This is a genomic window from Petrotoga sp. Shatin.DS.tank11.9.2.9.3 (genome assembly GCF_003665005.1).
In the GTDB taxonomy this organism is placed as follows: Bacteria; Thermotogota; Thermotogae; order Petrotogales; family Petrotogaceae; genus Petrotoga; species Petrotoga mobilis.
The window spans coordinates 13,821-36,558 of sequence record NZ_JGVT01000007.1 but is presented as its reverse complement, the minus strand read 5'-3'; the positions used below and the strand labels follow the sequence as shown (position 1 = coordinate 36,558).

General features: G+C 33.4%; 26 protein-coding genes. 7 read left to right on the top strand and 19 right to left on the bottom strand.

What is annotated here, in order from left to right:
• Window positions 1-49: 49 nt before the first annotated feature.
• The 19 genes from trxB to BZ25_RS08180 form a co-directional block, all read right to left on the bottom strand.
• Window positions 50-1,072: a thioredoxin-disulfide reductase gene (gene trxB, locus BZ25_RS08270; protein WP_012208405.1), complete on the bottom strand. Its 1,023-nt coding sequence runs from the start codon at window positions 1,070-1,072 to the stop codon at window positions 50-52.
• 22 nt (window positions 1,073-1,094) lie between these two features.
• Window positions 1,095-1,766, bottom strand: a complete 672-nt coding sequence (locus tag BZ25_RS08265; protein ID WP_012208404.1) for a thioredoxin family protein — start codon at window positions 1,764-1,766, stop codon at window positions 1,095-1,097.
• Between the two features lie 71 nt (window positions 1,767-1,837).
• On the bottom strand, window positions 1,838-2,359 hold the full coding sequence (locus BZ25_RS08260) for a hypothetical protein (RefSeq protein ID WP_121514684.1): 522 nt from the start codon (window positions 2,357-2,359) through the stop codon (window positions 1,838-1,840).
• 18 nt (window positions 2,360-2,377) lie between these two features.
• A complete protein-coding gene (locus BZ25_RS08255) occupies window positions 2,378-3,307 on the bottom strand; it encodes an SPFH domain-containing protein (protein WP_121514683.1) in 930 nt (309 codons plus the stop codon).
• Window positions 3,308-3,355: 48 nt separating this feature from the next.
• Window positions 3,356-3,826, bottom strand: a complete 471-nt coding sequence (locus tag BZ25_RS08250; RefSeq protein ID WP_121514682.1) for an NfeD family protein — start codon at window positions 3,824-3,826, stop codon at window positions 3,356-3,358.
• Between the two features lie 130 nt (window positions 3,827-3,956).
• Window positions 3,957-4,784, bottom strand: coding sequence for an MBL fold metallo-hydrolase (locus BZ25_RS08245; RefSeq protein WP_121514681.1), 828 nt, complete (start codon window positions 4,782-4,784; stop codon window positions 3,957-3,959).
• Window positions 4,785-4,810: 26 nt separating this feature from the next.
• Window positions 4,811-5,260 (bottom strand): 50S ribosomal protein L9, encoded by a 450-nt coding sequence (gene rplI / locus BZ25_RS08240; RefSeq protein WP_121514680.1) that lies wholly within the window; start codon window positions 5,258-5,260, stop codon window positions 4,811-4,813.
• A 114-nt stretch (window positions 5,261-5,374) separates the two neighbouring features.
• Window positions 5,375-5,605, bottom strand: a complete 231-nt coding sequence (gene rpsR / locus BZ25_RS08235) for a 30S ribosomal protein S18 (RefSeq protein WP_012208398.1) — start codon at window positions 5,603-5,605, stop codon at window positions 5,375-5,377.
• 87 nt (window positions 5,606-5,692) lie between these two features.
• Entirely contained in the window at window positions 5,693-6,208 is a 516-nt protein-coding gene (locus tag BZ25_RS08230; protein ID WP_121514679.1) for a single-stranded DNA-binding protein, read from the bottom strand.
• 22 nt (window positions 6,209-6,230) lie between these two features.
• Window positions 6,231-6,608 (bottom strand): 30S ribosomal protein S6, encoded by a 378-nt coding sequence (rpsF, locus tag BZ25_RS08225; RefSeq protein ID WP_121514678.1) that lies wholly within the window; start codon window positions 6,606-6,608, stop codon window positions 6,231-6,233.
• 114 nt (window positions 6,609-6,722) lie between these two features.
• Window positions 6,723-8,054, bottom strand: a complete 1,332-nt coding sequence (locus tag BZ25_RS08220; protein ID WP_121514677.1) for a hypothetical protein — start codon at window positions 8,052-8,054, stop codon at window positions 6,723-6,725.
• 12 nt (window positions 8,055-8,066) lie between these two features.
• Window positions 8,067-9,089 carry a TrkA family potassium uptake protein gene (locus BZ25_RS08215; RefSeq protein ID WP_158585703.1) on the bottom strand — a complete coding sequence of 341 codons (1,023 nt, stop codon included), beginning with the start codon at window positions 9,087-9,089 and terminating at the stop codon, window positions 8,067-8,069.
• Between the two features lie 64 nt (window positions 9,090-9,153).
• Window positions 9,154-9,624 (bottom strand): biotin/lipoyl-containing protein, encoded by a 471-nt coding sequence (locus BZ25_RS08210; RefSeq protein ID WP_121514675.1) that lies wholly within the window; start codon window positions 9,622-9,624, stop codon window positions 9,154-9,156.
• 6 nt (window positions 9,625-9,630) lie between these two features.
• The gene (locus tag BZ25_RS08205; RefSeq protein WP_158584886.1) at window positions 9,631-10,038 is read right to left on the bottom strand and encodes an OadG family protein; all 408 of its coding nucleotides are present in this window, start codon (window positions 10,036-10,038) and stop codon (window positions 9,631-9,633) included.
• Between the two features lie 13 nt (window positions 10,039-10,051).
• The gene (locus BZ25_RS08200; RefSeq protein WP_121514673.1) at window positions 10,052-11,608 is read right to left on the bottom strand and encodes an acyl-CoA carboxylase subunit beta; all 1,557 of its coding nucleotides are present in this window, start codon (window positions 11,606-11,608) and stop codon (window positions 10,052-10,054) included.
• Between the two features lie 220 nt (window positions 11,609-11,828).
• Window positions 11,829-12,233 carry a methylmalonyl-CoA epimerase gene (gene mce, locus BZ25_RS08195; protein WP_121514672.1) on the bottom strand — a complete coding sequence of 135 codons (405 nt, stop codon included), beginning with the start codon at window positions 12,231-12,233 and terminating at the stop codon, window positions 11,829-11,831.
• Entirely contained in the window at window positions 12,217-13,149 is a 933-nt protein-coding gene (locus BZ25_RS08190) for an ArgK/MeaB family GTPase (RefSeq protein ID WP_121514671.1), read from the bottom strand. Before BZ25_RS08190 ends, mce begins: the two co-directional genes overlap by 17 nt.
• On the bottom strand, window positions 13,127-13,528 hold the full coding sequence (locus BZ25_RS08185; RefSeq protein ID WP_121514670.1) for a cobalamin B12-binding domain-containing protein: 402 nt from the start codon (window positions 13,526-13,528) through the stop codon (window positions 13,127-13,129). The genes BZ25_RS08190 and BZ25_RS08185 overlap by 23 nt, the downstream gene beginning before the upstream one ends.
• A gap of 142 nt (window positions 13,529-13,670) precedes the next feature.
• Window positions 13,671-15,350, bottom strand: coding sequence for a methylmalonyl-CoA mutase (locus tag BZ25_RS08180; protein WP_121514669.1), 1,680 nt, complete (start codon window positions 15,348-15,350; stop codon window positions 13,671-13,673).
• Between the two features lie 373 nt (window positions 15,351-15,723).
• Here BZ25_RS08180 and BZ25_RS08175 point away from each other — a divergent pair, with 373 nt between their 5' ends.
• The 7 genes from BZ25_RS08175 to BZ25_RS08145 are packed head-to-tail and all read left to right on the top strand — an operon-like array spanning window position 15,724 to window position 22,733.
• A complete protein-coding gene (locus BZ25_RS08175; protein ID WP_147429943.1) occupies window positions 15,724-16,203 on the top strand; it encodes a hypothetical protein in 480 nt (159 codons plus the stop codon).
• The gene (locus tag BZ25_RS08170; RefSeq protein ID WP_121514667.1) at window positions 16,190-16,735 is read left to right on the top strand and encodes a DUF4416 family protein; all 546 of its coding nucleotides are present in this window, start codon (window positions 16,190-16,192) and stop codon (window positions 16,733-16,735) included. The genes BZ25_RS08175 and BZ25_RS08170 overlap by 14 nt, the downstream gene beginning before the upstream one ends.
• 34 nt (window positions 16,736-16,769) lie before the next feature.
• Window positions 16,770-17,759, top strand: coding sequence for an AI-2E family transporter (locus BZ25_RS08165; protein ID WP_233546316.1), 990 nt, complete (start codon window positions 16,770-16,772; stop codon window positions 17,757-17,759).
• A gap of 5 nt (window positions 17,760-17,764) precedes the next feature.
• The gene (locus BZ25_RS08160) at window positions 17,765-19,111 is read left to right on the top strand and encodes a hypothetical protein (protein ID WP_121514665.1); all 1,347 of its coding nucleotides are present in this window, start codon (window positions 17,765-17,767) and stop codon (window positions 19,109-19,111) included.
• Window positions 19,108-20,346, top strand: a complete 1,239-nt coding sequence (locus BZ25_RS08155; RefSeq protein WP_121514664.1) for a U32 family peptidase — start codon at window positions 19,108-19,110, stop codon at window positions 20,344-20,346. Before BZ25_RS08160 ends, BZ25_RS08155 begins: the two co-directional genes overlap by 4 nt.
• Complete coding sequence (locus BZ25_RS08150; RefSeq protein WP_121514663.1) at window positions 20,339-21,091, top strand: ABC transporter ATP-binding protein; 753 nt, start codon at window positions 20,339-20,341, stop codon at window positions 21,089-21,091. The genes BZ25_RS08155 and BZ25_RS08150 overlap by 8 nt, the downstream gene beginning before the upstream one ends.
• The gene (locus tag BZ25_RS08145) at window positions 21,054-22,733 is read left to right on the top strand and encodes a hypothetical protein (protein WP_158584885.1); all 1,680 of its coding nucleotides are present in this window, start codon (window positions 21,054-21,056) and stop codon (window positions 22,731-22,733) included. Before BZ25_RS08150 ends, BZ25_RS08145 begins: the two co-directional genes overlap by 38 nt.
• The last annotated feature ends 5 nt before the right edge of the window (window positions 22,734-22,738 follow it).

The window sequence follows — 22,738 nt, the reverse complement described above, 5'->3', positions numbered from 1 at the left end:
ACACCCTAAACTGAGTTAAAGGTACTAAACATATTATACAATTATATCTTCATTTTGTCAAATTTATCGATTGAGTTGATGATATTTGGTCTTCATTAACGTACTCGCGAATTGCATGTGAAGCAGCTATAGCTCCATCGGACACCGCAGTTACAATTTGTCTGAGCTCCTTTTTTCTTACATCTCCTACTGCATAAATACCCTTAACTTTTGTTTCCATATTCTCGTCTGTAATTAAGAAACCATATTCGTCAAAATCGAAAAGATCTTTATTTAAAAAGCTTGTTTCTGGCACTAATCCAACGAAAACAAAAACTCCATCGAAAGGTTCTTCATAAACTTCATCGTTTTTTAGATTTTTAATGACCAAACTTTCGACCTTATCTTTGCCTTTAATTTCTTCAATGACCGAATTCCATTTAAACTTTATGTTATTACGAGAAAAGGCTCTATCTTGATAAAGTTTATCAGCTCTAAGTTTTTCTCTTCTGTGAATTATATAAACTTCTTTAGCTATGTTCGATAAATAAACCGCTTCCTCTACGGCTGTATTTCCTCCTCCCACGACAGCAATTTTTTTATTCTTAAAAAAATGACCATCGCACGATGCACAGTAAGAAACACCTCTGGAAGAAAATTCCTCTTCACCTTTAACCCCTAATTTTCGAGGGTAAGATCCGCTTGCTATTATTATTGCCTTTGATTTGATTGTTTTTCCATTTTCCATAACAACCATTTTGTGGAAATCTTCATCCTTATCTGCCGTAAGGCTGTCTATCAATTCTATAACTTTCCCATCATAGAAGTCGGCTCCGAACTGCTCTGCGTGCTCTTTCATCAAAGAAGATAGCTCTTCACCCTTTATCGTTTTAAACCCTGGGTAATTTTCTATAATATCTGTTAAATTCATTTGTCCGCCTTCAATTGCTTTTTCAATTACCAGGGTAGAAGCTCCGCCTTGTAAGGCATATATAGCAGCTGAAATCCCGGCAGGACCGCCACCGATTATTACAACGTCATATTGTTGTTTTATTTCGGATTTTTTGTTAGCCCCTTCAACGTTAAAAAACATCTGAGAACCTCCTTCAACTACTTTATTCAACTGCTTTTAAAACTTCTTCCACAAAACTATTTTCAGGGTAGGCTCCCACAAACTCACCTTTTTTTACCCATTCTTCGCTTTCTTTTACTTCTATCACGGTATGTGGAACGGAACTTACACCATATTCAAAAGATATTCGATCGAATTCGTTAGCTTCTATCATTTCTCCTGTTATATTAGGGTTTAACATAGCGGCTTGATGAGCTGCAAAAACAGCCCTAGGGCAGTATGGACAAGTTGGAGTCACGAAAACTCTGATCCTCATCTTTTTGTCTATTTTAGATAATTTTTCTTTGTTTTCATCGCTGAAAGAGGTCACACTATTATTAGATACAGCGATGAGATTTTGAAGCAGAGTAGTGAACTCATATCCCGAAGGGATCCCATAATATCTAATTCCGTAATCGTTTCCTTCGCTATCTAATATTACCATAGCTGGAAATAAATCTCTTTCAATATCGTAGTTGTTAATTTCTTCAGAATCAGAATGGTAGGTATCAACTTTTATTCTATCATCTAATTCCTTGAGCTCTCCAAGTAACTGTTCAACAATTTCTGAATATTCTCCATCATTTTTGAATAAAAATATTTGAACAGGCTCTGTCAATTCCTCTAAAATTTCTCTTACCTTGTTTTGTGTTTCTTTGTCCATCAATTTTTCCATATTTAAAAACCTCCATCTAATTTAGTGTTGTATATACCCTATATAGGTATATTAACATATTTTGATTTAATCTACTTTAAAATTCTATATGTTTTGTTAATTTTTGATGATTTAACAATCGTTGTAAAAAATAAAAGGATCGACGGTATTATTATTATCATCGGATTTAATATTATGGGGATTGACAAAAATAGTTTATCCATGAAATAATAAAAAGATACGGCGAAAAGAAAAGCTTCAACCCCTCTCATTAGGATTTTTTTTGAGAGAAAATTATTAAAATATGTTTTTTTTGAATAACCGAAAGAGAGAATAGTTATTTTGAATCTTTCATGATATTTTTTTGTAGCCGCGTCAAAAGACCTTAGATAAAATAAGAACAAAATAAAGAATGCAATAATTTCCATTAATATCGTTAAATCGTTTAAATACTTCAAATAAAAACATACCAGCAAAAAAGATGTTAAACCGTACAGGTTAAAATAATCTACGAAATGATAGGGTTCTTTATTTTTCATGATCAAAAGTCTAATAACAGCAAATGCTATTAAAAAACTGATTACATTGATAAACAAAGACTTTAATAATACCATAAAAATTACCTCAGAATTTTATTCTTTATTTTCTGGATTGCTATCAGAGATTGTATCGTTTTTCGAAATGTCTGCCATAGCAGCTACAGAGCTCAATATTCCCGAAATTTCATAAGGCATAAAGACCTTTGTTGATTTCCCGTCTGAGATTGCTTTTAATGCCTCAAAGTACCTTATTGTTATCAAATCTTTTGTAGGATTGCCTTTATGGATTGAGTCGAAAACTTTAAGAATTGCCTCAGCTTCTCCGTCTGCTTCGATACTTAATTTATACTTTTGAGCATCTGCTTTTTTCTTAACGGCTTCCGCTTCACCTTCTGCTTTTAGTATTGCAGCATTTCTGTCTCCTTCTGCTCTGGTAATTTGTGATTGTTTGTACCCTTCAGCCTCTAAAATAACAGCTCTTTTCATTCTTTCGGCTTTCATTTGCTTGCTCATTGCATCCATAATATCTTGAGGAGGATCGATCTTTTTAATCTCCACTCTGGTGATTCTTACTCCCCATTTATCGGTGGCTTCATCTAATACTTCTCTGAGTTTTGTGTTGATTCTTTCTCTAGAGGTTAATGTTTGGTCTAATTCTAATTCTCCGATCACGTTCCTTAAATTTGTTTGAGCCAATTTAACAGCTGCCGAGGTAAAATCTCCAACGTTGTAGACTACTCTATAAGCATCAGTTATCTCGTAATATATAACAGCATCAACGGTAACTATAACGTTATCCCTAGTGATAACCTCTTGAGGTGGAACATCTATCAACATTTCTCTTAAATCTACTTTGGTTATTCTTTCTATGAAAGGCATGATGAAATTTAATCCAGAATCGACCTGTCTATGAAATTTTCCTAATCTTTCTACCAAACCTTTTTCGTAAGGGCGGATAATTCTTAAACTCATTGCAGCAATAAAGATCAAAAACAAAACTGCTATTATCAATATTACCAACATTGTTTTTCCCCACCTTTCTTTTTCAAATTGTGGTCACTAAAAAACATTTTATTCCCCCGTCTCTTTTTTTTGATTATTTTCAGATGCTTTGATTTTTTTTATATATACAAAATTAGCGTTTTTTCTTGTGATTATAACATCATCGCCCACATTAATAAGATAGTTTTCTTCATCTTCTGGAAATGCTCTCCATTCGTCTCCCTTTATTTTAACTATGATTCTTCCTTCATCGTCAATCTTATCCACCTTAGCTTTCATGCCAACAAATTGATCTTGATAAGGTTTTATAGTAGAAGAACCTTTGTACATGTTTTGTACAATTTTTCTTGTTGAGATCCACAACAAAAAAGAAATGATTAAGAATATTAGCAAATTTAAAACGGCCGATGAAATAAATAAAGATGTAATAGCTGCTACTCCAGCTCCTATGGCGAACCATAAAAAGAAAAAAGATGGAAGTATAGCTTCAGCAATCGCAAAAATTATTGCAAAAATAACCCACACACCCCATTGACCCATAATTATCACCTCACGTCATTTGCAAACATCATTTGCGAAGCAAATGAGAATTAGGATGTTACTTCTAAAGCATTGCAAAAAAGACCTTTTTGCACATCACAGTAAAACCATTTTGCAAAAAACAGCAAAATTAGATCTTGAAAACTTTTTCAGGGTGGACGATATTTATTTGTATATCTGGGAATTCTTCATTCAATTCTTCTTTGGTTGACTTAATTTTGCTGTTGTACCTACTTGAGACATGGTATATAATAACTCTCTTAGGCTTGGAAATGTTAATTAAATTTTTTAATTCTGCTAGAGAGGTATGATTTCTAATTTTTCTATCCTTTTCATCAAAAAAGGTACATTCATGAAGTAGCGTTCCACAATCTTTTGCAAAATTGGGGGGAATAGGTAGAGAATCCCCGCTTATGGTTAATATGTTGGCAGTATAGTTTTCCAGAATGTCTTCTTTTTTATTGATTATTAAATCTTTTATTTCTGACTCTTTTAGTTCTCTGTACTCTTCTTTTAATCTTTTTCTTTGTTCTAAAATTTGGTAACCAAAAGAGATTTCCCCAGGTGTGTGTCTTGTTTTAAATGGTTTTATAAACCTTTTATTGCTTAGTGAGATTGTGTCCGATAAAGTTATTTCCCTAAAATCTATTTCGTATCTTAATCTTTTATTCATTTTACCTATAAATTTTAAATATTCATTAATATTTTCTGATCCCTTAGGATAATAAATTTCTAGTTTTTTGTTTCTGTTTCCCATAGCGTTATTGCGAGTATTAACGATTCCCCACAATCCAGCTATATGATCTACGTGAGAGTGTGTTAAAATAATTTTTTCTATTCCATATATTTTGTTTCCTAACTCTGCACTAACCCCCTCACCAGCATCGAAAAGTATTCTATCTGGCTTATAAAAAACCCAAGTCGTATACAATGCCTTTGATCTTATTAAAAACTCCAACTATCACAACTCCCATTGAAATTTTGTCAGTTTTCTGGTTTTATTTCAACCTTTATTTCCCCTCTCACGCCTTGAGGAAGCTTAACTTTTAAAGTGTGAGTTCCTAATTCTTTTATGTTTACCTTTTCATCAAACCAAGTTCTGTCAAACTTTTCACCAAGTAATTCCTCTATTTTTTCAGAAATATCTTGAGCTGTTACTGCACCAAAAAGTTTGCCTTTTTCTCCGGCTTTTGCTTTTATTTCTATTTTTGTACCCTTTAATTTTTCTAAAATTTCTTCGCTTCTTTTTCTTAGATTTTCCTTCTTTTTGTCTTCTATTTTTTTGCTTTCTTCAATGTGCTTTATATAACCTCCGGTTGCTTCAGCAGCCAAATTCTTTGGAATCAAATAATTCCTTGCGTATCCATCAGAAACTTCTCTTATTTCACCCTTTTTCCCTAATTTAGCCACATCTTCCAGCAACAATACTTTCATCTGTCAAAACACCCCTTTGTACAATTTTATCATAATTAGGCAAAAAACATATCTTCAAAAAAAATAGATAGAGGAATCCCTCTATCTATTGTATTTATAACATGAATTGTAGCCTCACTCGTTCACGTAAGGGACTAACATCATTTTTCTAGCACGTTGTATCGCTGTTCGTACCATTCTTTGATGTTTGGCACAATTTCCATTTATTCTTTTTGGAAGGATTTTTCCTTTGTCGTTCATAAACTCTTTTAATTTTCTGACATCTTTGTAATCAATATATTCAACATTATCCCTGCATAATTTGCATTTTTTTATTCTTTTTCTTTCTTTTTTAACGTACGCCATTCTATTTAAAACCTCCGTTTTTCTCATTTTTTATTTCCTTTCTCGATACCCTTTTACCTAAAAAACTTATTTCTAAAGTTCTTCAGTTCAGATAGGTTTATTATCTGAAGAAAGATCATTTTCAAGGTCATCAAGGTTTCCCTCTAAAAAATTGTCATCTCCAAGTAAAGCTTCATCGCCTATTTCTTCGATCGCATCGTTGTCTGAAATATTGTCTATATCAGAGAAGCCTTCTTCTACTGCAATAGGCATTTCAGAGAATTCATTAGCTTCTTGGGCCTTTTTTGTTTCCATAAAATTCATTCTATTGGCCCAAATTTCTGCGGTTTCTCTTTTAATATTATCTCTATCTGTCCATTGATTAATATGAAGCGATCCTTCCACTAGGATCAACTTCCCTTTTTTTAAATAGTTTGATGCAAAATCCGCTTGTTTACCAAAAGCCACAATTCTTATGAAATCTGTGCCATCTTGATTGTTTGAAGTACCTCTGTCAACAGCTAAACGAAAGTTTGCAACATTATTTCCATTCATAGTAGAACGTATCTCTGGATCTCTGGTCAGTCTTCCAACCAAAATAACTTTGTTATAAGAAATAGACATAGAAAACACTTCCTATTTTTCGTTAAATTTCTTCAGAAGTTTCTGGCTCTTCTACCTTTATTTTTGCTTCTTTTTGGGTTTTTCTTACTTTTTTCTCAAGATCTTCTCTTCTAATCGTTTGAAACCTAAAAATCTCTTGGTTCACTTTAAAAAGATCATCCAGTTGGTTAACCTTTTCTGGGTCAGCTTTGTATATGATGTAGGTGTAATCTCCTTCTGTAAATTTACCTTTTTGAGTCCTATAGGCTAATTTTCTTACACCCCATCTCGTGAACTCTTCGACTTCACCTTCCAGTTGGCCTTCTATCCAACCTCTTACCTTTTCAGCCAAAGCATTTCTTTCTTCTTCGGAAATGTCTGTTCTAACGACAAACATTGTTTCGTAATATCTTTTTCCCACTTTTTACCTCCTCCTATGGTCTTAGGCCTCTGAACTTATCAGAAGCAGGATTTTTTCTTGTGCAATTATAACAGAAAATCGAAAGAAGGTTATTGTTTTTATTTAAAAATTATATTAAAATTCTATACCAAATCCAAAATTTAGTCTTAAAATATTTTCATCTTCAGTTGAAGGTACAAAAATGTCTTCATCTTCATCAGCATTTTCATTGAATTCTAATTTGTTTTGTATTACTCCCATATCGGCTGATAGGTTAAATTCAAGATTGTTAAAGTAAAAATTTGTTGCTATAGTATATACATATCTTTTCTCCAAAAGTGGATCATCCAAAAGGTAGGTGCCTTCATCTGGAGCCGTATCCTCCGTTGGTGATTTACTTCCAGAAAACACCGTTTCAAAAGAAGAATAAAGGTTGAGCCAATTATTGTACGTGTAATCATAGTCAACTAGGAAAGAAATCGTGTTTTCACCATATTTGTATCCGATGTAGTTATCTGTGTAATCTATAATCCTCTTCTCACCTTCAAAATAATAAATACTTTCTGGATAGATAGTGTAACCTGGCCCGCCTCCTGGTTGAAAAGTGTATTGGGTTGCAAAGGCACCGTGAACACCAAAAGTTCCCAGGTTGCTTGCTAGGTTTAATCCTGAAGAAAAAGCTACTTTGTCGGGAGTTTGTGTACCCTGGGGATTGAAGAATCTGTTTGCGTTGAAATCGTCTACTAATAGTTGAGAGTAAATATAGTAAGTAGAGTCTTTGTAATCAAAGAAGAATCCCATTATTGAGTTATCGTTTATATTTTCCGACCAAGGCATACCATTTCCTACAGCTCTAATTTCTTGAGCAAAATATGCGGGCATTGGATTTAAAAAATAAAAAATGTCAAAAGCCCTGTTATATACTAGTGCATCTTGATAACCTACCCTGAAATTGCCAAATTTCAATCCATACGTTTTGTAATTCATTGCTTTAGAGGTATCCTCAAAATATTTGTTATTTTCACTTACCAATTGAACCCACATGGTTTCAAAAAAGAAATGTTCATCTTCATAACCCACATCTAAATTAACGAGGGGAATATTATTGGAAGAAAAGAACAATGAATAAGGAGAGTTTACCTCATCTTTTAGTTGTTTTATGCCACCACTCAATTCAAGTGTTTGATTGTCGTTTCTAAGAGTGATATAACTATTTTCTATCAAAAAATAGTGATCCCAATAGTAATTTGACTCATAAAAATAATACTTATCATCGTTGTAGAAGGTTAATTCGCTTGTGATATCGAAGTTTGAAGTGTAATTGTATAACTTTATACCTATCCTGTCAGTGAGAGTTTCTTCATAATTATCATATATTCCTTGAAAGTCAAGTTTTAAGTTTATTGAAAATCCAAACGAAAAAAGTAAAAGAATCATCAAAATGGAAGTCAAAGCTTTTTTATTCATTTTATACCCCCCTCAGCTTAGCTGGTAACTTTCTTGTTCAACTATCTCTCGCAATCTTTTAATTTTAGAATCTTCCCCCAGTACTATTATCACATCTCCCTCTTCTATTATGGTATTTGCTTTTGGATTGAATATACTGTTATTATCTTTTTTTCTTACGGCTATCACTATCATATCTACCTTGTCGGGTAAGGCTATTTCTTTAAGAGATTTGCCGATTACCCAAGAGTTTTTGGGTATATCAACCTCTTCTAGTTGTAAATCTTTTTCTGGTGTATGAATAATCGTCTCAAGGAATGATACAATGTTTGGCCGAGTTGCCATATAGGCTAATCTATTACCAGAGATTTCAGATTCAAGAACGATCTTGTTGATCCCGGCATAAGATAGTTTTTTCACTGATTCTGGGTCATTGACTTTCGAAATGATGTTAATTTTAGGAACTATACTTTTCACCGTTAAAGCAACAAACAAGTTATCTACATCGGATGGTAGGGTTAATATGATGCTGTTGGCTCTTTTAACCCCCACCTCTTCCAGCACCGTTTCATTTTTTGCGTCACCAATAAAATATGGAATTTCCGCATTTATTTCTTTTAAAAATTGTTGTGCTCTTTCTTCTGATTTATCCAACAAGACAAAATCTTTTTTCTCTTTTAACAGATTTTGACAGACAAAAAATCCCGTTTTACCAGCTCCTACAACAATATAATGATTATTCATACCATCTATTTTTTTCATCCTTTTTCTTACCTCCAAAACGTTTCTCATCTCACCCTCAACAATGAAGGAGGTTAGGGTTGAAAGAGAGTATAAAACTACCGTTATTCCAGAGAGGATCAATGCCATTGTAAATATATGTGAAACTCTCGATAGATCGGCAGGTATATCGTATCCAACGGTACTCAATGTGATTATAGTAAAAAATAGAGAGTCTAAAAAAACCCAATCTTCCAGTATCATATAACCTACCGTTCCTGTAAAGACTATTAGAACAAAAATTATAATGGATATCACAAATCGTCTTATTTTCAAAGTCAGAGTTTCATTCATTTGATCGAGACATGTGCCTCCTTTTCACTTTGGAGATTAAAAGTTTTTACCTTATGATCATTAATGTTTGATCGCCTTCGACGTTGTCCCCTCTTTTTACCAAAATTTTTTCAACTATACCGTCGTTTTCGGCTGGTATTTCATTTTCCATCTTCATTGCTTCGATTATGACAAGCTTATCTCCAGCTTTAACGCTCTGTCCTTCTTTCACATTTATTTCGTTAATTACTCCTGGAAGAGGAGCTTTGACCTCATAACCTGAGTCTGTTTGCCTTTTATTTGGCTCCTCAGGGACTTTTTCTTCTTCATCTTGTTGTTTTTTCTCAACTTTTTTCTTGCCCTTTTTTTCGGCTTTTTTGTCGAAAACAGGCTTGGGAGACTCACTAAATTCCTCTTTTTCAAGGGTTCTTTCTTCTGTTTCTTTTATTTTTTCTTCATTAGCAATTTCAGAGTCTATTTCCTCAACTTCAACCTCATAGGTTTTATTGTTAATCGTAACTTTGAATTTTCTTTTCAATTTACTTTACCTCCACTTTTTGTTGTAATAAGGTCTCCAAGAAATAGAAGGTTGGTGTTTCATCCACCTTGTTTTAATGCCCCTTTCCGATTTCAACTCTTTATTTGAAACTTCTTTAATGCTTTCAATTTTGAATTCTTTATCAGTAAGATAACTGATTATAACCGAAACGATAGCAAACAGTTCTTCTTCTTCACTTTGATCTATTTTTTCATGATTTTCAATTCTTTTGACCTGTGGTGGTTTTATGTACTCTTTTTGAGGTTTTTCTAAACTTGATTTACCTGATGAATTATTACTATTACTATTACTTTTAAAGAAAAAACGGAAAAGCCAAATGATCACCATTAAAATTATTAGCAATACAAAGACTATAGATATTCCCATTAATGAAATAATCCATACATTTTTCATAAATATCCCTCCATCATAACGGAATATTTCCATGTTTTTTAGATGGAGTCGGTTTTACTTTTGAGTAAGCTATAGAAAGGGAAGTAGCTAATTTTCTCCTTGTTTCAATGGGTTCTATAACATCTTCTATATATCCCCTAGAAGCTGCTTCATAGGGATTTGCAAACCGCTCTTTGTATTCTTCGACGCGTTTTTTTCTCGTTTCTTCAGGGTTTTCAGAACTTTCAATCTCTTTAGCGAAGATAATGTTTGCGGCACCTTCGGATCCCATCACAGCTATTTCCGCGGTTGGGTATGCAAACACAAAATCAGCACCCAAATGTTGTGAAGCCATTGCAATATAAGCCCCACCATAGGCTTTTCTTAAAATTACTGTGATCATAGGAACGGTGGATTCAGAATAAGCATACAATAGCTTTGCTCCATGTCTAATTATTCCACCGTGTTCTTGAGATACTCCTGGTAAATATCCAGGTGTGTCAACAAAGGTGATAATAGGTATATTAAAAGAGTCACAGAATCTTATAAATCTGGCTGCTTTATCGGAAGCATCGATATCGAGTGAACCTGCCAAGATTTTTGGTTGATTGGCTATTATCCCCACAGATTTTCCTTCCAATCTTGCAAAGCCTACGACAATATTTTTGGCAAAATGAGGATGAATTTCAAAAAAAGACCCTGGATCAAATACTAAATTGATTAAATCTTTTACATCATAACTTTTTTTCGGGTTAGGTGAGACTATTTCGTTTATTTCTTCGGGTAATTCATAATTTTTATCGTAATCAATTGGTTCTACAGGATCAACATTGTTTGAAGGTATGTAAGAAAGTAATTTTCTGACAAGCTCCATGGCGTGCCTATCGTCTTTTGCCAAAAGGTGGGCAACACCGCTTTTGGTGTTATGAATTTTTGCCCCTCCCAGATTCTCTTTATCAATGTCCTCGCCAGTCACAGTTTTTATAACCTGAGGACCAGTGATGAACATTTGAGAAGTTTGATCCACCATAATTACGAAATCAGTTATCGCTGGAGAGTAGACTGCCCCTCCTGCACACGGACCAGCTATAACGGTTATTTGGGGGATTACACCAGAAGCCTGGGTATTTCTATAAAAGATTCCGCCGTAACCATATAGGGCATCAACAGCTTCCTGTATTCTAGCTCCACCAGAGTCGTTTATCCCGATTAAAGGTATACCGTATTTCATAGCCAAATCTTGTAATTTCATTATTTTCTTTGCATGCATTTCTCCAAGGGATCCACCTTGAATGGTGAAATCTTGGGAAAAAATTGCAACTTTTTTGCCGTTGATCTCTCCAAATCCTGTGACAACTCCATCGTATGGAAACTCTTTTTTATCTAAATCAAAGTATGTACATCTATGTTTAACTAACATATCGATTTCTTCAAAAGTACCTTCATCTACAAGAGCTTCTATTCTTTCACGAGCAGTTAACTTACCCATTTTATGTTGTTTTTCTATTCTCTCTTCTCCCCCTCCAACAAGAAGGGATTCTTTCTTTTTTCTCAACTCTTCTATTTTTTGAATTAGTTCTTCATCTGGCATATATAAAGCCTCCTTATTTGCGAGATTTATACAGTTTTCAGAATTTCTAAAACGTTGTGTCAGCGCCGCCTTGTTCGGACATTAAGGGGAAGCCCCTTAAAAACCCCAAATTCAAGGTCAAAATCATTTATAAAAAAATGGTTTGCATACTGCAGCAAACGCTCCCAACCCATTTAAGGAAGTGACCAAAGGTCCCTTAGACCTTGCAACTCTTAATTTATTATTTACGATACTCAACAAACTCAGTTAAAATACCGTTAGCAGATTTTGGATGTAAAAAGAAGACTAAGCTTCCACCTGCTCCTCGATTAGGTTCATCAGATAAGGTTTTGTAACCCCTTTTTTTTGCGTTTTCTAAGACCATCTTAATGTTATCTACTTGATATGCGATGTGGTGGAATCCCTCGCCTCGTTTTTTTAAAAAATTTGATATTTCAGAGTCCTCTCTTAAAGGTTCCATAAGTTCTATTCTAACATCTTTTATGTATAAAAAAGTAACTTTTATTCCTCTATCTTCAAGGATTTCTTCTACACTCTTTTCAACGTGAAGCAAGTCCCTATACAACTTGAATGCTTCTTCTATGGAATTGACAGCAATTCCGATGTGGTCAATTTTGGGCTCCATTGTTTCCCTCCTCTTCACAGATGAATGCTATAACATCTTTTTTAAGGGAATCGGCATCTTGATTTTCTAAAGAATAACCTTCCAAGTAATTTTCTATAAGATGGAAAAGATAGTTTTTAACACGACTTTTTTTTCTTAAATTTTCTTTTGAATTATGGATTTGAAAGTGCTTTCTGCTAGTTTCTAACCATTGATAAACTTTTTCAAACCCTTTGTTTTCCGTCGCACTAACGCCAAAAAGCTTTTTATGATCTTCATTTTGTGAATCCAAATAATTTTCCAAGTACATTAAGAATCTTTTGGAATTAGGTAAATCTATCTTGTTGACAATATAGCAATCAGCTATTTCCATTATTCCTGCCTTATAAATTTGAATTTCATCGCCAGCATCGGGAGATAATATTAAAAGAGTAGTATCACAAGCATAGAATATATCGATCTCTGATTGACCGGTTCCCACCGTTTCAATGATTATTGTATCGAAGCCAAATGCCTTCATTACATCAATGATATCATAAATCGAATTGCAAACTCCCCCTATTGCTCCTCTACTTGCTATACTTCTGATGTAAACGTTAGAGGCACTGGTTAAATCAAACATTCTTACCCTATCTCCCAAAAAAGCCCCGCCACTGAAAGGACTGCTAGGATCTATCAATATTATTCCAATCTTCTGATCTTTATTTGAATAAAATGAGACCAATCTTGAGATAAAAGAACTTTTTCCCACGCCAGGGCTACCTGTAACACCTATTACATATGAATTTTTTGGTTGAATATCCGAATGTAATCTAGAAATTATTTCCCAGGTTTGTGAATAATTGTCTTCTAATAGCGATATCATCTTTGCGAGAGCGGTTTTATTCTGGGCTTTAAATTTTGGAAGTAGTTGTTCATACTTTTCTGCCCATTGCAATATCTTTCACCTTCTCTATTATATCTTTTAATGAAGTACCTGGGGTGAAAATTTCGATTATTCCCATTTCCTTTAGTTCCGGGATATCTTCTTCCGGAATGATTCCACCAAGGGTAACGGGAATATCAGCTTCCTTTTCTTTTAGTAAATTTAGTATTTTTTGACATAACTTCTTGTGTGCACCTGAAAGTATAGATAAGCCAATTAAATCAACATCTTCTTGAATTGCTGCTTCAACGATTTCTTCCGGAGTTCTTCTTATGCCTGTGTAGATTACTTCCATTCCGGCGTCTCTTAGTGCTCTTGCTAAAACTTTAGCTCCTCGGTCATGACCATCGAGCCCTGGTTTAGCTATTAAGACACGAATTCTTGTACTCATTTCACATCTACCTCCTCTCCAAATGGTAAATGCTGACTTTAAAAACTCTAAAATTTCTGTCAGCGCCCCTTTGCCCCGCTCCCCACCCTCATTGTATAAAGTTTCTAAAATGGCAAAGGTTCAGTTAAAATAAAAATAGAAATTAGATTGTAGTGCTTTCACGATACTCCCCATAAACTTCTTTTAAAATTTTTGTTATTTCTCCTATTGTTGAATAGTTTTCTACACATTCAATTACATAAGGGAATAAATTCTCTTCGTTTATTGCAGCCTTTTTCAATCTATTCAAAGATTGTTCTACTTTTGTGGTATCTCTTTGCCTTTTTAAATTCTTTAACTTTTCTATTTGCTTTTCTTCTTGTTCTTCATCAACTTTTAGGATATCTATCTTTTCTTTCTTGTCAGAATTGTATTCATTAACCCCCACTATGATCTGTTCTTTATTTTCTATCCTTTTTTGTGTTTTATAAGCACTATTTAATATTTCTTTTTGAGGGTATCCGTCCTCTATGGCTTTTGCCATTCCGCCTATCTCATCTATTTTTTCTAAATATTTTTGAGCTTCTTTTTCTATGTCTAAAGTTAATTTTTCTATAGCGAACGATCCTGCTAGAGGATCTACGGTTTCGCTTACTCCGATTTCGTGGGCTATGATTTGTTGTGTTCTTAAAGCGACGGTGACGGATTGTTCTGTAGGCAGTCCTAAAGCCTCATCATAAGAGTTAGTGTGAAGTGATTGGGTACCACCTAAAACCGCAGCCAAAGCTTGAATTGTTACCCTTATTATGTTATTCAAAGGTTGTTGTGCGGTTAATGTGGAACCGGCAGTCTGGGTATGAAATTTCAATTTCATTGCGTCTTCATCCGTCACACCGAAGCGTTCTTTCATAATCCTTGCCCATAATTTTCTAGCGGCCCTAAATTTTGCTATTTCTTCTAAAAAGTTGTTATGGGCATTGAAAAAGAATGAGAGGTTCCTTCCAAATTCATTTGGATCTAATCCGGCTTTAATTGCTGCCTCGACATAGGCTATTCCATCTGCTAATGTAAAAGCTATTTCTTGAACCGCATTGGCTCCTGCTTCCCTAATATGATAGCCACTGATACTTATTAAGTTAAATTTTGGAAGGTTTTTGCTTCCATAATCAAAAATATCTACTATCAACTTCATAGATTCTTTTGGTGGAAAGATATAAGTGCCCCTTGCTATGTATTCTTTTAAAATATCGTTCTGAATAGTGCCTCTAAGTTTTTCATAAGGAACACCTTGTTTTTTTGCAATAGTCATTAACATTGCCAATAAAATCATCGCAGTTGAGTTGATAGTCATTGAAACACTCACCTTATCAAGAGGGATGCCATCGAAAAGAATCTCCATATCTTTTAGTGAATCTATTGCTACTCCAACCTTTCCTACTTCTCCCTCGGACATGGGATCGTCTGAGTCAAAACCTATTTGTGTTGGCAGGTCAAAGGCTATAGATAAACCTGTTTGGCCTTGTTCTAATAAGTATTTATATCTTTTGTTCGATTCTTCTGCAGATCCGAATCCTGCATATTGACGCATGGTCCACAACTTACCACGGTACATAGTTGGTTGTACACCTCTGGTGAAAGGGTATTCACCAGGAAAGCCTAAATCTTTAAGGTAATCTAAATTTTCTATATCTAAAGGTGTATAAAGCCTTTCAATCTCATCTTCATATGAGGTAACAAATTCCTTTTTTCTCTCTGGGAAACGTCTTAAGGTAGGTTCTAATTTTTTCTCTTCCCACTCTTTTTTTGACTTTTCTATTACATGGATTTTTTCTCTTTCAAACATAGGAATTTCCTCCCACACTAAATTTTTTAAAATATTATCTTTAGAAGCTTTAAATCTTGTGTCAGCGCCCCTTCGCCCCGCTCCCCGCCCATAAGAACAAATAAGAAAAACTATGAAAAAAATTTCATTACCCTGGGTCATTATTATTTTACCGTATTATTTTAAAATTTACAAATATTTATTTGCAAAAAATAATTTCGCTGACTAACGAAGGCAATATTGTGTTATAATTTAATAAGTCAGTTTGAGGAGGTAAAAAACGATAAAAGCACATTTTGACAAAGACCTTAGGTCTTTAATTGAGAAATCCAATTATACCCCAAAACAAATAGCCGATAATTTAAAAATACCTGTATCCACCCTAGAAAATCTTATGGATGGAGACTTTGAGTACTTCTCCAAAGTCTCTTTGACAGATGTAGCAAAGAGATTGAGTACTATATTAGATGAAGAGATAAATGTAGTCTTTGAAGATGAAGAGTTAAAGGGAGAAGTTCAGCTAGAAAGGAAAGATACGGCGTATAACAAACTTAAGATATTTCAATTTTTGATGGTAGCATTCTTGATCGTTAACTTAATTTTTCTTTATTTTCTAATTCAAGATTTGAGGTTTTACAACAGTATACTGCGAAGAAATATATACACCCTAAATGTTATCAATAGAGGACCTTCTGAGATATATATAAACGAAACTGTGGTTCCACCAGATCAAGATGTTCAAATCCAATTGGGTTTTGGAGAAAATTTAGAGATACACGGTAATCAAGGTGAAACGGTTATTGAAACACCACTTGTCAAATACACTGTAAAACTAGAAAATTTTGAGGTGAGTTTGTCATATGGGAATGACTAAAGCACCGGATCTTGTAAATTATTTGGCGCATATATTTACTGCTGGAGATTCTGATTTATGGCTTTACAAAATGGGTTTGAAAGAGTTGATCGAAAAACATTTTGGACCTATCGACTATATTTCTCCCATGTTGGATTTTCAGCGTTTTACCGATTATTATAACGAAGAAATGGGTAAAAATATCCGAATTGAATCAAGATTGGTGAGCTTTAAATATCTAAGTTCTCCCGGTTTTTTGCCGGATGCGAAATTGATAACGAATGAAATTGAGAAAAACTTTTCTGTTGATGGTAAAAGAAAAGTAAATGTAGATATTGGCTATCTACACCACACTCAATTCGTTTTAGCGAGCACAAAACACTGGGGAAACAGGATTTATATTGGTAAAGGTATATATGCGGAAATTACCTTAATGTACAATTTCGGACAATGGGAACCTCTTAAATACACTTACCCTAATTTCAAAGATCCAGAATATTTAAATGAGTTAGACGCAATCAGAAATATTTATTTGAAGAAAAGGAAAAATTAAATATTATAATGTACTTATTAATTTTTATAAACGGATGGTGAAAATATTGTTGTCACAAGGTGGCTGGTTGTCATTAATATATTTAGTTGTATTTCTGCTTTTGGCTCATTTTTCTCCTTTTATTATCGCAGCGTTGATTTTGGGCGTTTTTTTGTCCATGCTCATAGAAGCACCACAAAAGTTATTTTCAAAGGTTATGAACTCTAAGATATCTGCCGTTTTATCACATATACTTGTCTTAGGGTTAGTTTTATATGCAACCATTACATTTTTCCCCCTTATTATTAGTGAAGGCAGGAAACTATTTTCTATGCTTTCCTCTTTAACGATTCCTCAAGAAGAAGCATTGGCTCAACTACCTGAATGGTTGGTTACTTTTATCAACGATTTGAACAAAAATCTTTCTGATTTTGCCTTAGGCTTGATGAACCAGCTTTTATCATCTATTCCCAATTTGATAACTTCGGCTATTGTTTTAGTCGTAACAACTACGGCAATCGGTTCATTAAAAACAATCACGAAGAATAATTTATGGAAACTTTACCCTGTAAGCGACAGAGAAAAAGGTTTAAAATTTATGAAGGATACTTACTCACAGTTTGAAAGATTTGTATATGGTCAATTTCTGTCAGCTATAATAGTTGGAGCTACCATTGGGTTAATGTCGTTTCTCTTTCGAATACCAAGTGCGTTTTTTTTAGGTATCTTAGCTTGGATCACCAATTTTATACCTTATTTAGGAGTTGTTATATCAGCAGTTCCTTTATTGATGCTAGCTTTCACAGAAAATGGGCTAATAGGTATAATAATAGGAATAGCAATTTTAACTGGTACCAATCAGTTGGAAATGTGGTTCTTACAGCCAAAAATCCACAGTAATTCTCTTAATTTACATTGGTTCGTAATAATAATATCTATACTTTTATTCGGTGAGTTATTTAGCTTTTTAGGTATTCTTATTGCTCTTCCTATAGTTGTTTACCTTAGGAACTTTTGGGAATATTTTGTGATAAAAATCAAGTGAGATAAATGAAAAAAATTTATCTTTTTTCACTAACCATTTTGTTGACAATATTTAGTTTCTCATCAGCCAATCTGCTAACAAAAAATGATCCGGAATACCATTTTAAAAATTTAGGGGAAGTCTATTTAAAATACCCTATTTACGCAGATTTAAACAGCAATCCAGAAAGTTTTGAAAATTACATACACTTTTCAATGGATTTAAAATACGAAAGTAGAATCATGGATGATTTTAACTTATCCGGAGGTTGGTATAGAAGCACAGAGATAAACGAAGTCTTGTTCAGAGATTTTGCTTTAGAAAACGGGGACTTATTCACTTTTGGAATCAAAAATTATTACAGCGATTATTTTTATGCACAGTTCATCGCTGATTTTAGGGTAGCTGATACATCTTATTTTACTTACGAAAATTACAGTCTTTTCAATCTTCCATCTTTGGTTTATATCTCTTTGGATTTTCCCACTTATTCTTATTTATCTTACAATAAAGAAGATCTTAGTTTTTTGGTGGGAAGAGTCCCTCTTTCATACGGTCCTATGAAATACAACCTAGTCGTATCTGATAACTCTCCTTATTATGATACGTTGGCTATTTCTTATTCTTTTAATGATAAATTAGATTACGATTTCTCTGTTTTATCTATGGTGCCTTTGCTTTCAAAAGAGGAGTATGCTGCCATGGATGACGAGTTTATCGCCTTTAGAAATGCTTTTTATAACGGTTTGAATTATAATCCAAATGAGAAACTTTTTTTGGGAATAAGCTCTTTGAATCAGGTGGCGGGAGATCTTCCTAATCCTGTAAATATGTTTATAAAATCAGATGTGGGTGTATATGGAGGATATATTAAGATTATCCCTTTTTGGGGAATAAATCTTGATACTGAATATGCGTTTAATTATGCCACACTTAGCACTGGTTACGGGTTAGGCATTTCGAAGACCTTTGATTTTGAAGGTGCCAAATTTAAAATTGGTGTTGAAAGATATGAAATACAAGATAACTTTTTTTCAAGTGAGTATCCATACGATAATTTATACTACAGAACTATCGCTTTATCTCCGGATGCTAGAATCTTTTTTGATTATCCTTTTGGTTTCAAGTATGGGGAAGATTCCCAGATAAACAGTGTCGATTTAACCTTAGCCTTTGAAAAGGGTTATTTCAGTTATATCTGGGATCATGGAAGAAACTCAAAAGGTATGATCAACAGCAATATTTTTTGTTTCTTGTTTGACACAAAGTTAGGAGATTTTGAGGTGAAATGGAAATCTTTGAAGAATGGTGGGGAAGAATTTGAGACATTTTTGATATCTTATGGATTCGAGGTGAACTTTTTATTGCCATGAAAAAAGTTGAATTGTTATCCCCTGCAGGGAACTACGAAAAATTGGAAACTGTGTATCACTATGGTGCCGATGCTGCATATATTGGTGGAAAAATCTTAAATTTAAGGGCGTTTTCCAAAAATTTTGAAGACGAAGAGTTAGAAAAGGCAGTAAAATTGGCGAAAGATTTACAAAAGAAGCTTTTTGTAACTCTCAATGCAATACCTCACAATTCTGAATTGGAAGTCTTGCCTGATTATGTAAATTATTTGGAAAGTTTAAGCGTGGATGGAGTAATAATCTCAGATTTGGGTGTATTTAATATTGTTAAAAGAATATCAAACTTACCTTTGATCGTAAGCACTCAAGCAAGTAACACCAATTGGGCCAGTGTTTCTATGTGGAGAGATCTAGGGGCAAAGCGAGTCATATTGGCAAGAGAACTTTCATTAAAAGAAATATCAGAAATCAGAGAAAAAGTCCCAGATATAGAAATTGAAGTATTCATACATGGAGCGATGTGTGTATCTATTTCAGGAAGATGTCTATTAAGTAATTACTTGACGGGGCGAGACGCCAACAGAGGGGAATGTACACAGCCTTGTAGATGGAAATACTATTTAATGGAAGAAAAAAGGCCTGGGGAGTATTTTCCTGTGTTTGAAGATGAAAGAGGAACTTACATTATGAATTCTAAAGATCTTTGCACTATCGATTTTCTTGATAAAATAATCGAAACCGGAGTTGATAGTTTAAAGATAGAAGGAAGGATGAAAAGTAGTTATTATGCAGGAGTAACGACTAAAGTATACAGGCAAGCAATAGATAGCTATTACAACAAAGAATACACAAAGGAACTTATCGATTGCTTAAAAAAGGAACTTGAAAGTGTCAGCCACAGAGAATACACATCAGGTTTTTATTTTCATAAGCCGGATGAAAACTCCCAAAATTATAAGACTTCTTCTTACGTTAGAAATTACAAATTTGTGGGAAAAATTATAGAAAAGATATCTGAAGATCAATATGTTGTTGATATCAGGAATAAGATAGAAAAGGGTGAAGAATTAGAGATTGTAACCAAAAAAGGTGAAAATACCAAAATATTATTAGATCAAATAGTAAATCTGGAAGATGGTAGTTTAATCGATAGTGCTAATCCCAATCAAAAGATAATTTTGAGAGGGGATAATTCCTTGGACCTCGGTGATTTAATTCGAGTTCCTGAAAAAGGAGGCAGTAATCAAATTGATTGAGTTGATCAATCTTACAAAACGTTTTGCTGAAAACGTAGTAGCGGTGGATCATGTAAACTTGGAAATAGAAGATGGGAAAATTTTCGGGTTTTTAGGGCCTAACGGTGCAGGAAAAACAACCACTATAAACATGATTACTGGTTTGTACAAACCAACTTCTGGAAGAATTATTTATGATGGTATGGATTTTCAAAAAGAACCAATAAAGATAAAAAAGTTGATAGGTTTTGTCCCTGATGAACCATTTCTATTTGAAAAGATAACAGGAATATCTTATCTAAATTTTATAAGCGATGTGTTTGAGGTTCCGCTTGATGAACGCAAAAAAAGAGGAGAGTGGCTGATAAAAACCTTTAAGCTCGAAAACTCTATTAGTAATCCTATTTCTACTTACTCCCATGGAATGAAACAAAAATTAACTCTGATTGCTGCGTTGATTCACAACCCAAAGTTCTGGATTCTCGACGAGCCGATTGTTGGACTTGATCCTGAGTCAGCTTTTATTCTGAAAAATCTTATGAAAAAACATGTGGAAGCAGGAAATATAGTATTTTTTTCCACACATATTATGGAAATTGCAGAAAAAATTTGTGATGAAATAGCAATAATTGATAAAGGGAAAATCATCTTTGATGGTTCTATAAACGAACTAAGAAAGCTCAAAGGGGATAAAAGTTTGGAACAAATATTCCTAGAGGTGACAAATAGTGAAAGTGAAAAGATTGATTTCTCTTATCTTGATTAAATTTGATCAACACTATGGAATTTCCAAAACTAAATACTCTATAAAAAGGAATAAAAGTGATTTAATTACTTTTATAGTTATTTTTTGCGCACTTGTACCAACGGTTGTTGCCTATTCATTTCCCTACCTCAACATGCTTAAAACTACTTTGGAAACTTATACAATCTTGAATATTCAGCCATTATTTCTGGCAAATTTTTTTGTCTTAGCTGGTTTTTTTGGCTTCTTCTTAGGTGCTTTTCTGCTGATTGGAGAATTATTTATCAATGAAGATATGAAGCTTTTGTTAACCTTACCTTTGAAACCTTATGAAGTTATTTTAGGGAAATTATCTGTAATTTTATCAGATCAAATGTTTATTTCATTGATATTATTGCTGCCTTCTTTGATTTATTTTGGGGTTTATACTAAACAAAATTTTTTATATTATTTAATATTCATAATTGTTTTTCTTTTTTCGCAAGTATTTCCAATGACTTTGGTTTTACTCTATACTTTGTTCACTTCAAGATTATTAAAAAAATCTAATAGGCTAGAGCTTCTATTGTATTTATCAACAATTTTTCTTATGGTTATCTTTGGTTTATATTTGTTTTTATCAGGGTCAACTTTCTCAATAAATATGGAAAATCAAAACGAAATACCCAATATTTCTATCAATCCTGACAGTACGATTACTAAAGTAGCATGGCTTTATCCCCCGGCTTTTTTAGCCGTAAAATCTTTAACTAGTGGCATTTTTTTAAATTTAGTGTGGCTTTTATTGTTCCTGGGCTTTCATTTATCCCTATTAATTTTAACGTTGTATATTGGGGAAAAGTTATATTTTTCTAATTATTCTTCCCTGATAGAATCAAAACCTTTACTAAGAAAATCTAAAACTCAAGAAAATTCTTATTTCTTCACCAAAGAATCAACTTTAGAAAAAGCCTTATTAAAAAGGGAGTGGCTGTATTTTTTGAAAACACCTTCATTTTCAGTCAATGGATTTAGTAATGTTTTAGCTTTTCCAATAATATTGATAGTCTTTGGTATTATAATCAATAATGTAGAATTAGGGTTAAGTAATGAAATAATCAGTACGATATTACAGTACAAATTATTCATTGTTGGTTTTATTGCAACCTTAGCTTCGTCTATAAACGGCCTTTCTTATTCATGTTTTTCAAGGGAAGGAAATTTGATAAAAGAACTGAAAATAACCCCTATGAAGGTGGATCAAATTTTGAGGGCCAAAATTAAACATATTATGCAAATAAGCTCTTTAGGTCTTATTTCAGGTTTAATTATTGGTACATTTCTTTTTAAACTAAATCTTTATGAATTTTGCGGAGCCATGATCTTAGCGATTATTTTTAATTTGTTTCTAAATATAATTCAAATGATTATTGATGCTTCAAAACCATACTTAAACTGGGATAATCCACAGAAAGCGATGAAACAAAATATAAATGGTTTGCTTGCTGTATTGTTGGTTTTTGGAGTTGTTGCAATCATGGGGTTCTTGATATATAAATTGGTTCCATTATTCGATCAGTATATTATTTTAATCATTCTAAACTTAATATTCTTGATTTTTAGTTTCTTCCTATGGCGATATTTAAAAAGAAAAACCGTTCAACTTCTAAGTAGAGAATTATAATAGCA

What these genes read in the sequence shown, in the direction of transcription:
- trxB (WP_012208405.1), bottom strand. Translation starts at nt 1,072, where the DNA reads ATGTTTTTTAACGTTGAAGGGGCTAACAAAAAATCCGAAATAAAACAA.
- BZ25_RS08265 (WP_012208404.1), bottom strand. Translation starts at nt 1,766, where the DNA reads ATGGAAAAATTGATGGACAAAGAAACACAAAACAAGGTAAGAGAAATT.
- BZ25_RS08260 (WP_121514684.1), bottom strand. Translation starts at nt 2,359, where the DNA reads ATGGTATTATTAAAGTCTTTGTTTATCAATGTAATCAGTTTTTTAATA.
- BZ25_RS08255 (WP_121514683.1), bottom strand. Translation starts at nt 3,307, where the DNA reads ATGTTGGTAATATTGATAATAGCAGTTTTGTTTTTGATCTTTATTGCT.
- BZ25_RS08250 (WP_121514682.1), bottom strand. Translation starts at nt 3,826, where the DNA reads ATGGGTCAATGGGGTGTGTGGGTTATTTTTGCAATAATTTTTGCGATT.
- rplI (WP_121514680.1), bottom strand. Translation starts at nt 5,260, where the DNA reads ATGAAAGTATTGTTGCTGGAAGATGTGGCTAAATTAGGGAAAAAGGGT.
- rpsR (WP_012208398.1), bottom strand. Translation starts at nt 5,605, where the DNA reads ATGGCGTACGTTAAAAAAGAAAGAAAAAGAATAAAAAAATGCAAATTA.
- BZ25_RS08230 (WP_121514679.1), bottom strand. Translation starts at nt 6,208, where the DNA reads ATGTCTATTTCTTATAACAAAGTTATTTTGGTTGGAAGACTGACCAGA.
- BZ25_RS08220 (WP_121514677.1), bottom strand. Translation starts at nt 8,054, where the DNA reads ATGAATAAAAAAGCTTTGACTTCCATTTTGATGATTCTTTTACTTTTT.
- BZ25_RS08205 (WP_158584886.1), bottom strand. Translation starts at nt 10,038, where the DNA reads ATGAAAAATGTATGGATTATTTCATTAATGGGAATATCTATAGTCTTT.
- BZ25_RS08200 (WP_121514673.1), bottom strand. Translation starts at nt 11,608, where the DNA reads ATGCCAGATGAAGAACTAATTCAAAAAATAGAAGAGTTGAGAAAAAAG.
- mce (WP_121514672.1), bottom strand. Translation starts at nt 12,233, where the DNA reads ATGGAGCCCAAAATTGACCACATCGGAATTGCTGTCAATTCCATAGAA.
- BZ25_RS08185 (WP_121514670.1), bottom strand. Translation starts at nt 13,528, where the DNA reads ATGAGTACAAGAATTCGTGTCTTAATAGCTAAACCAGGGCTCGATGGT.
- BZ25_RS08180 (WP_121514669.1), bottom strand. Translation starts at nt 15,350, where the DNA reads ATGTTTGAAAGAGAAAAAATCCATGTAATAGAAAAGTCAAAAAAAGAG.
- BZ25_RS08175 (WP_147429943.1), top strand. Translation starts at nt 15,724, where the DNA reads ATGGATGGAGACTTTGAGTACTTCTCCAAAGTCTCTTTGACAGATGTA.
- BZ25_RS08170 (WP_121514667.1), top strand. Translation starts at nt 16,190, where the DNA reads ATGGGAATGACTAAAGCACCGGATCTTGTAAATTATTTGGCGCATATA.
- BZ25_RS08165 (WP_233546316.1), top strand. Translation starts at nt 16,770, where the DNA reads ATGGTGAAAATATTGTTGTCACAAGGTGGCTGGTTGTCATTAATATAT.
- BZ25_RS08160 (WP_121514665.1), top strand. Translation starts at nt 17,765, where the DNA reads ATGAAAAAAATTTATCTTTTTTCACTAACCATTTTGTTGACAATATTT.
- BZ25_RS08155 (WP_121514664.1), top strand. Translation starts at nt 19,108, where the DNA reads ATGAAAAAAGTTGAATTGTTATCCCCTGCAGGGAACTACGAAAAATTG.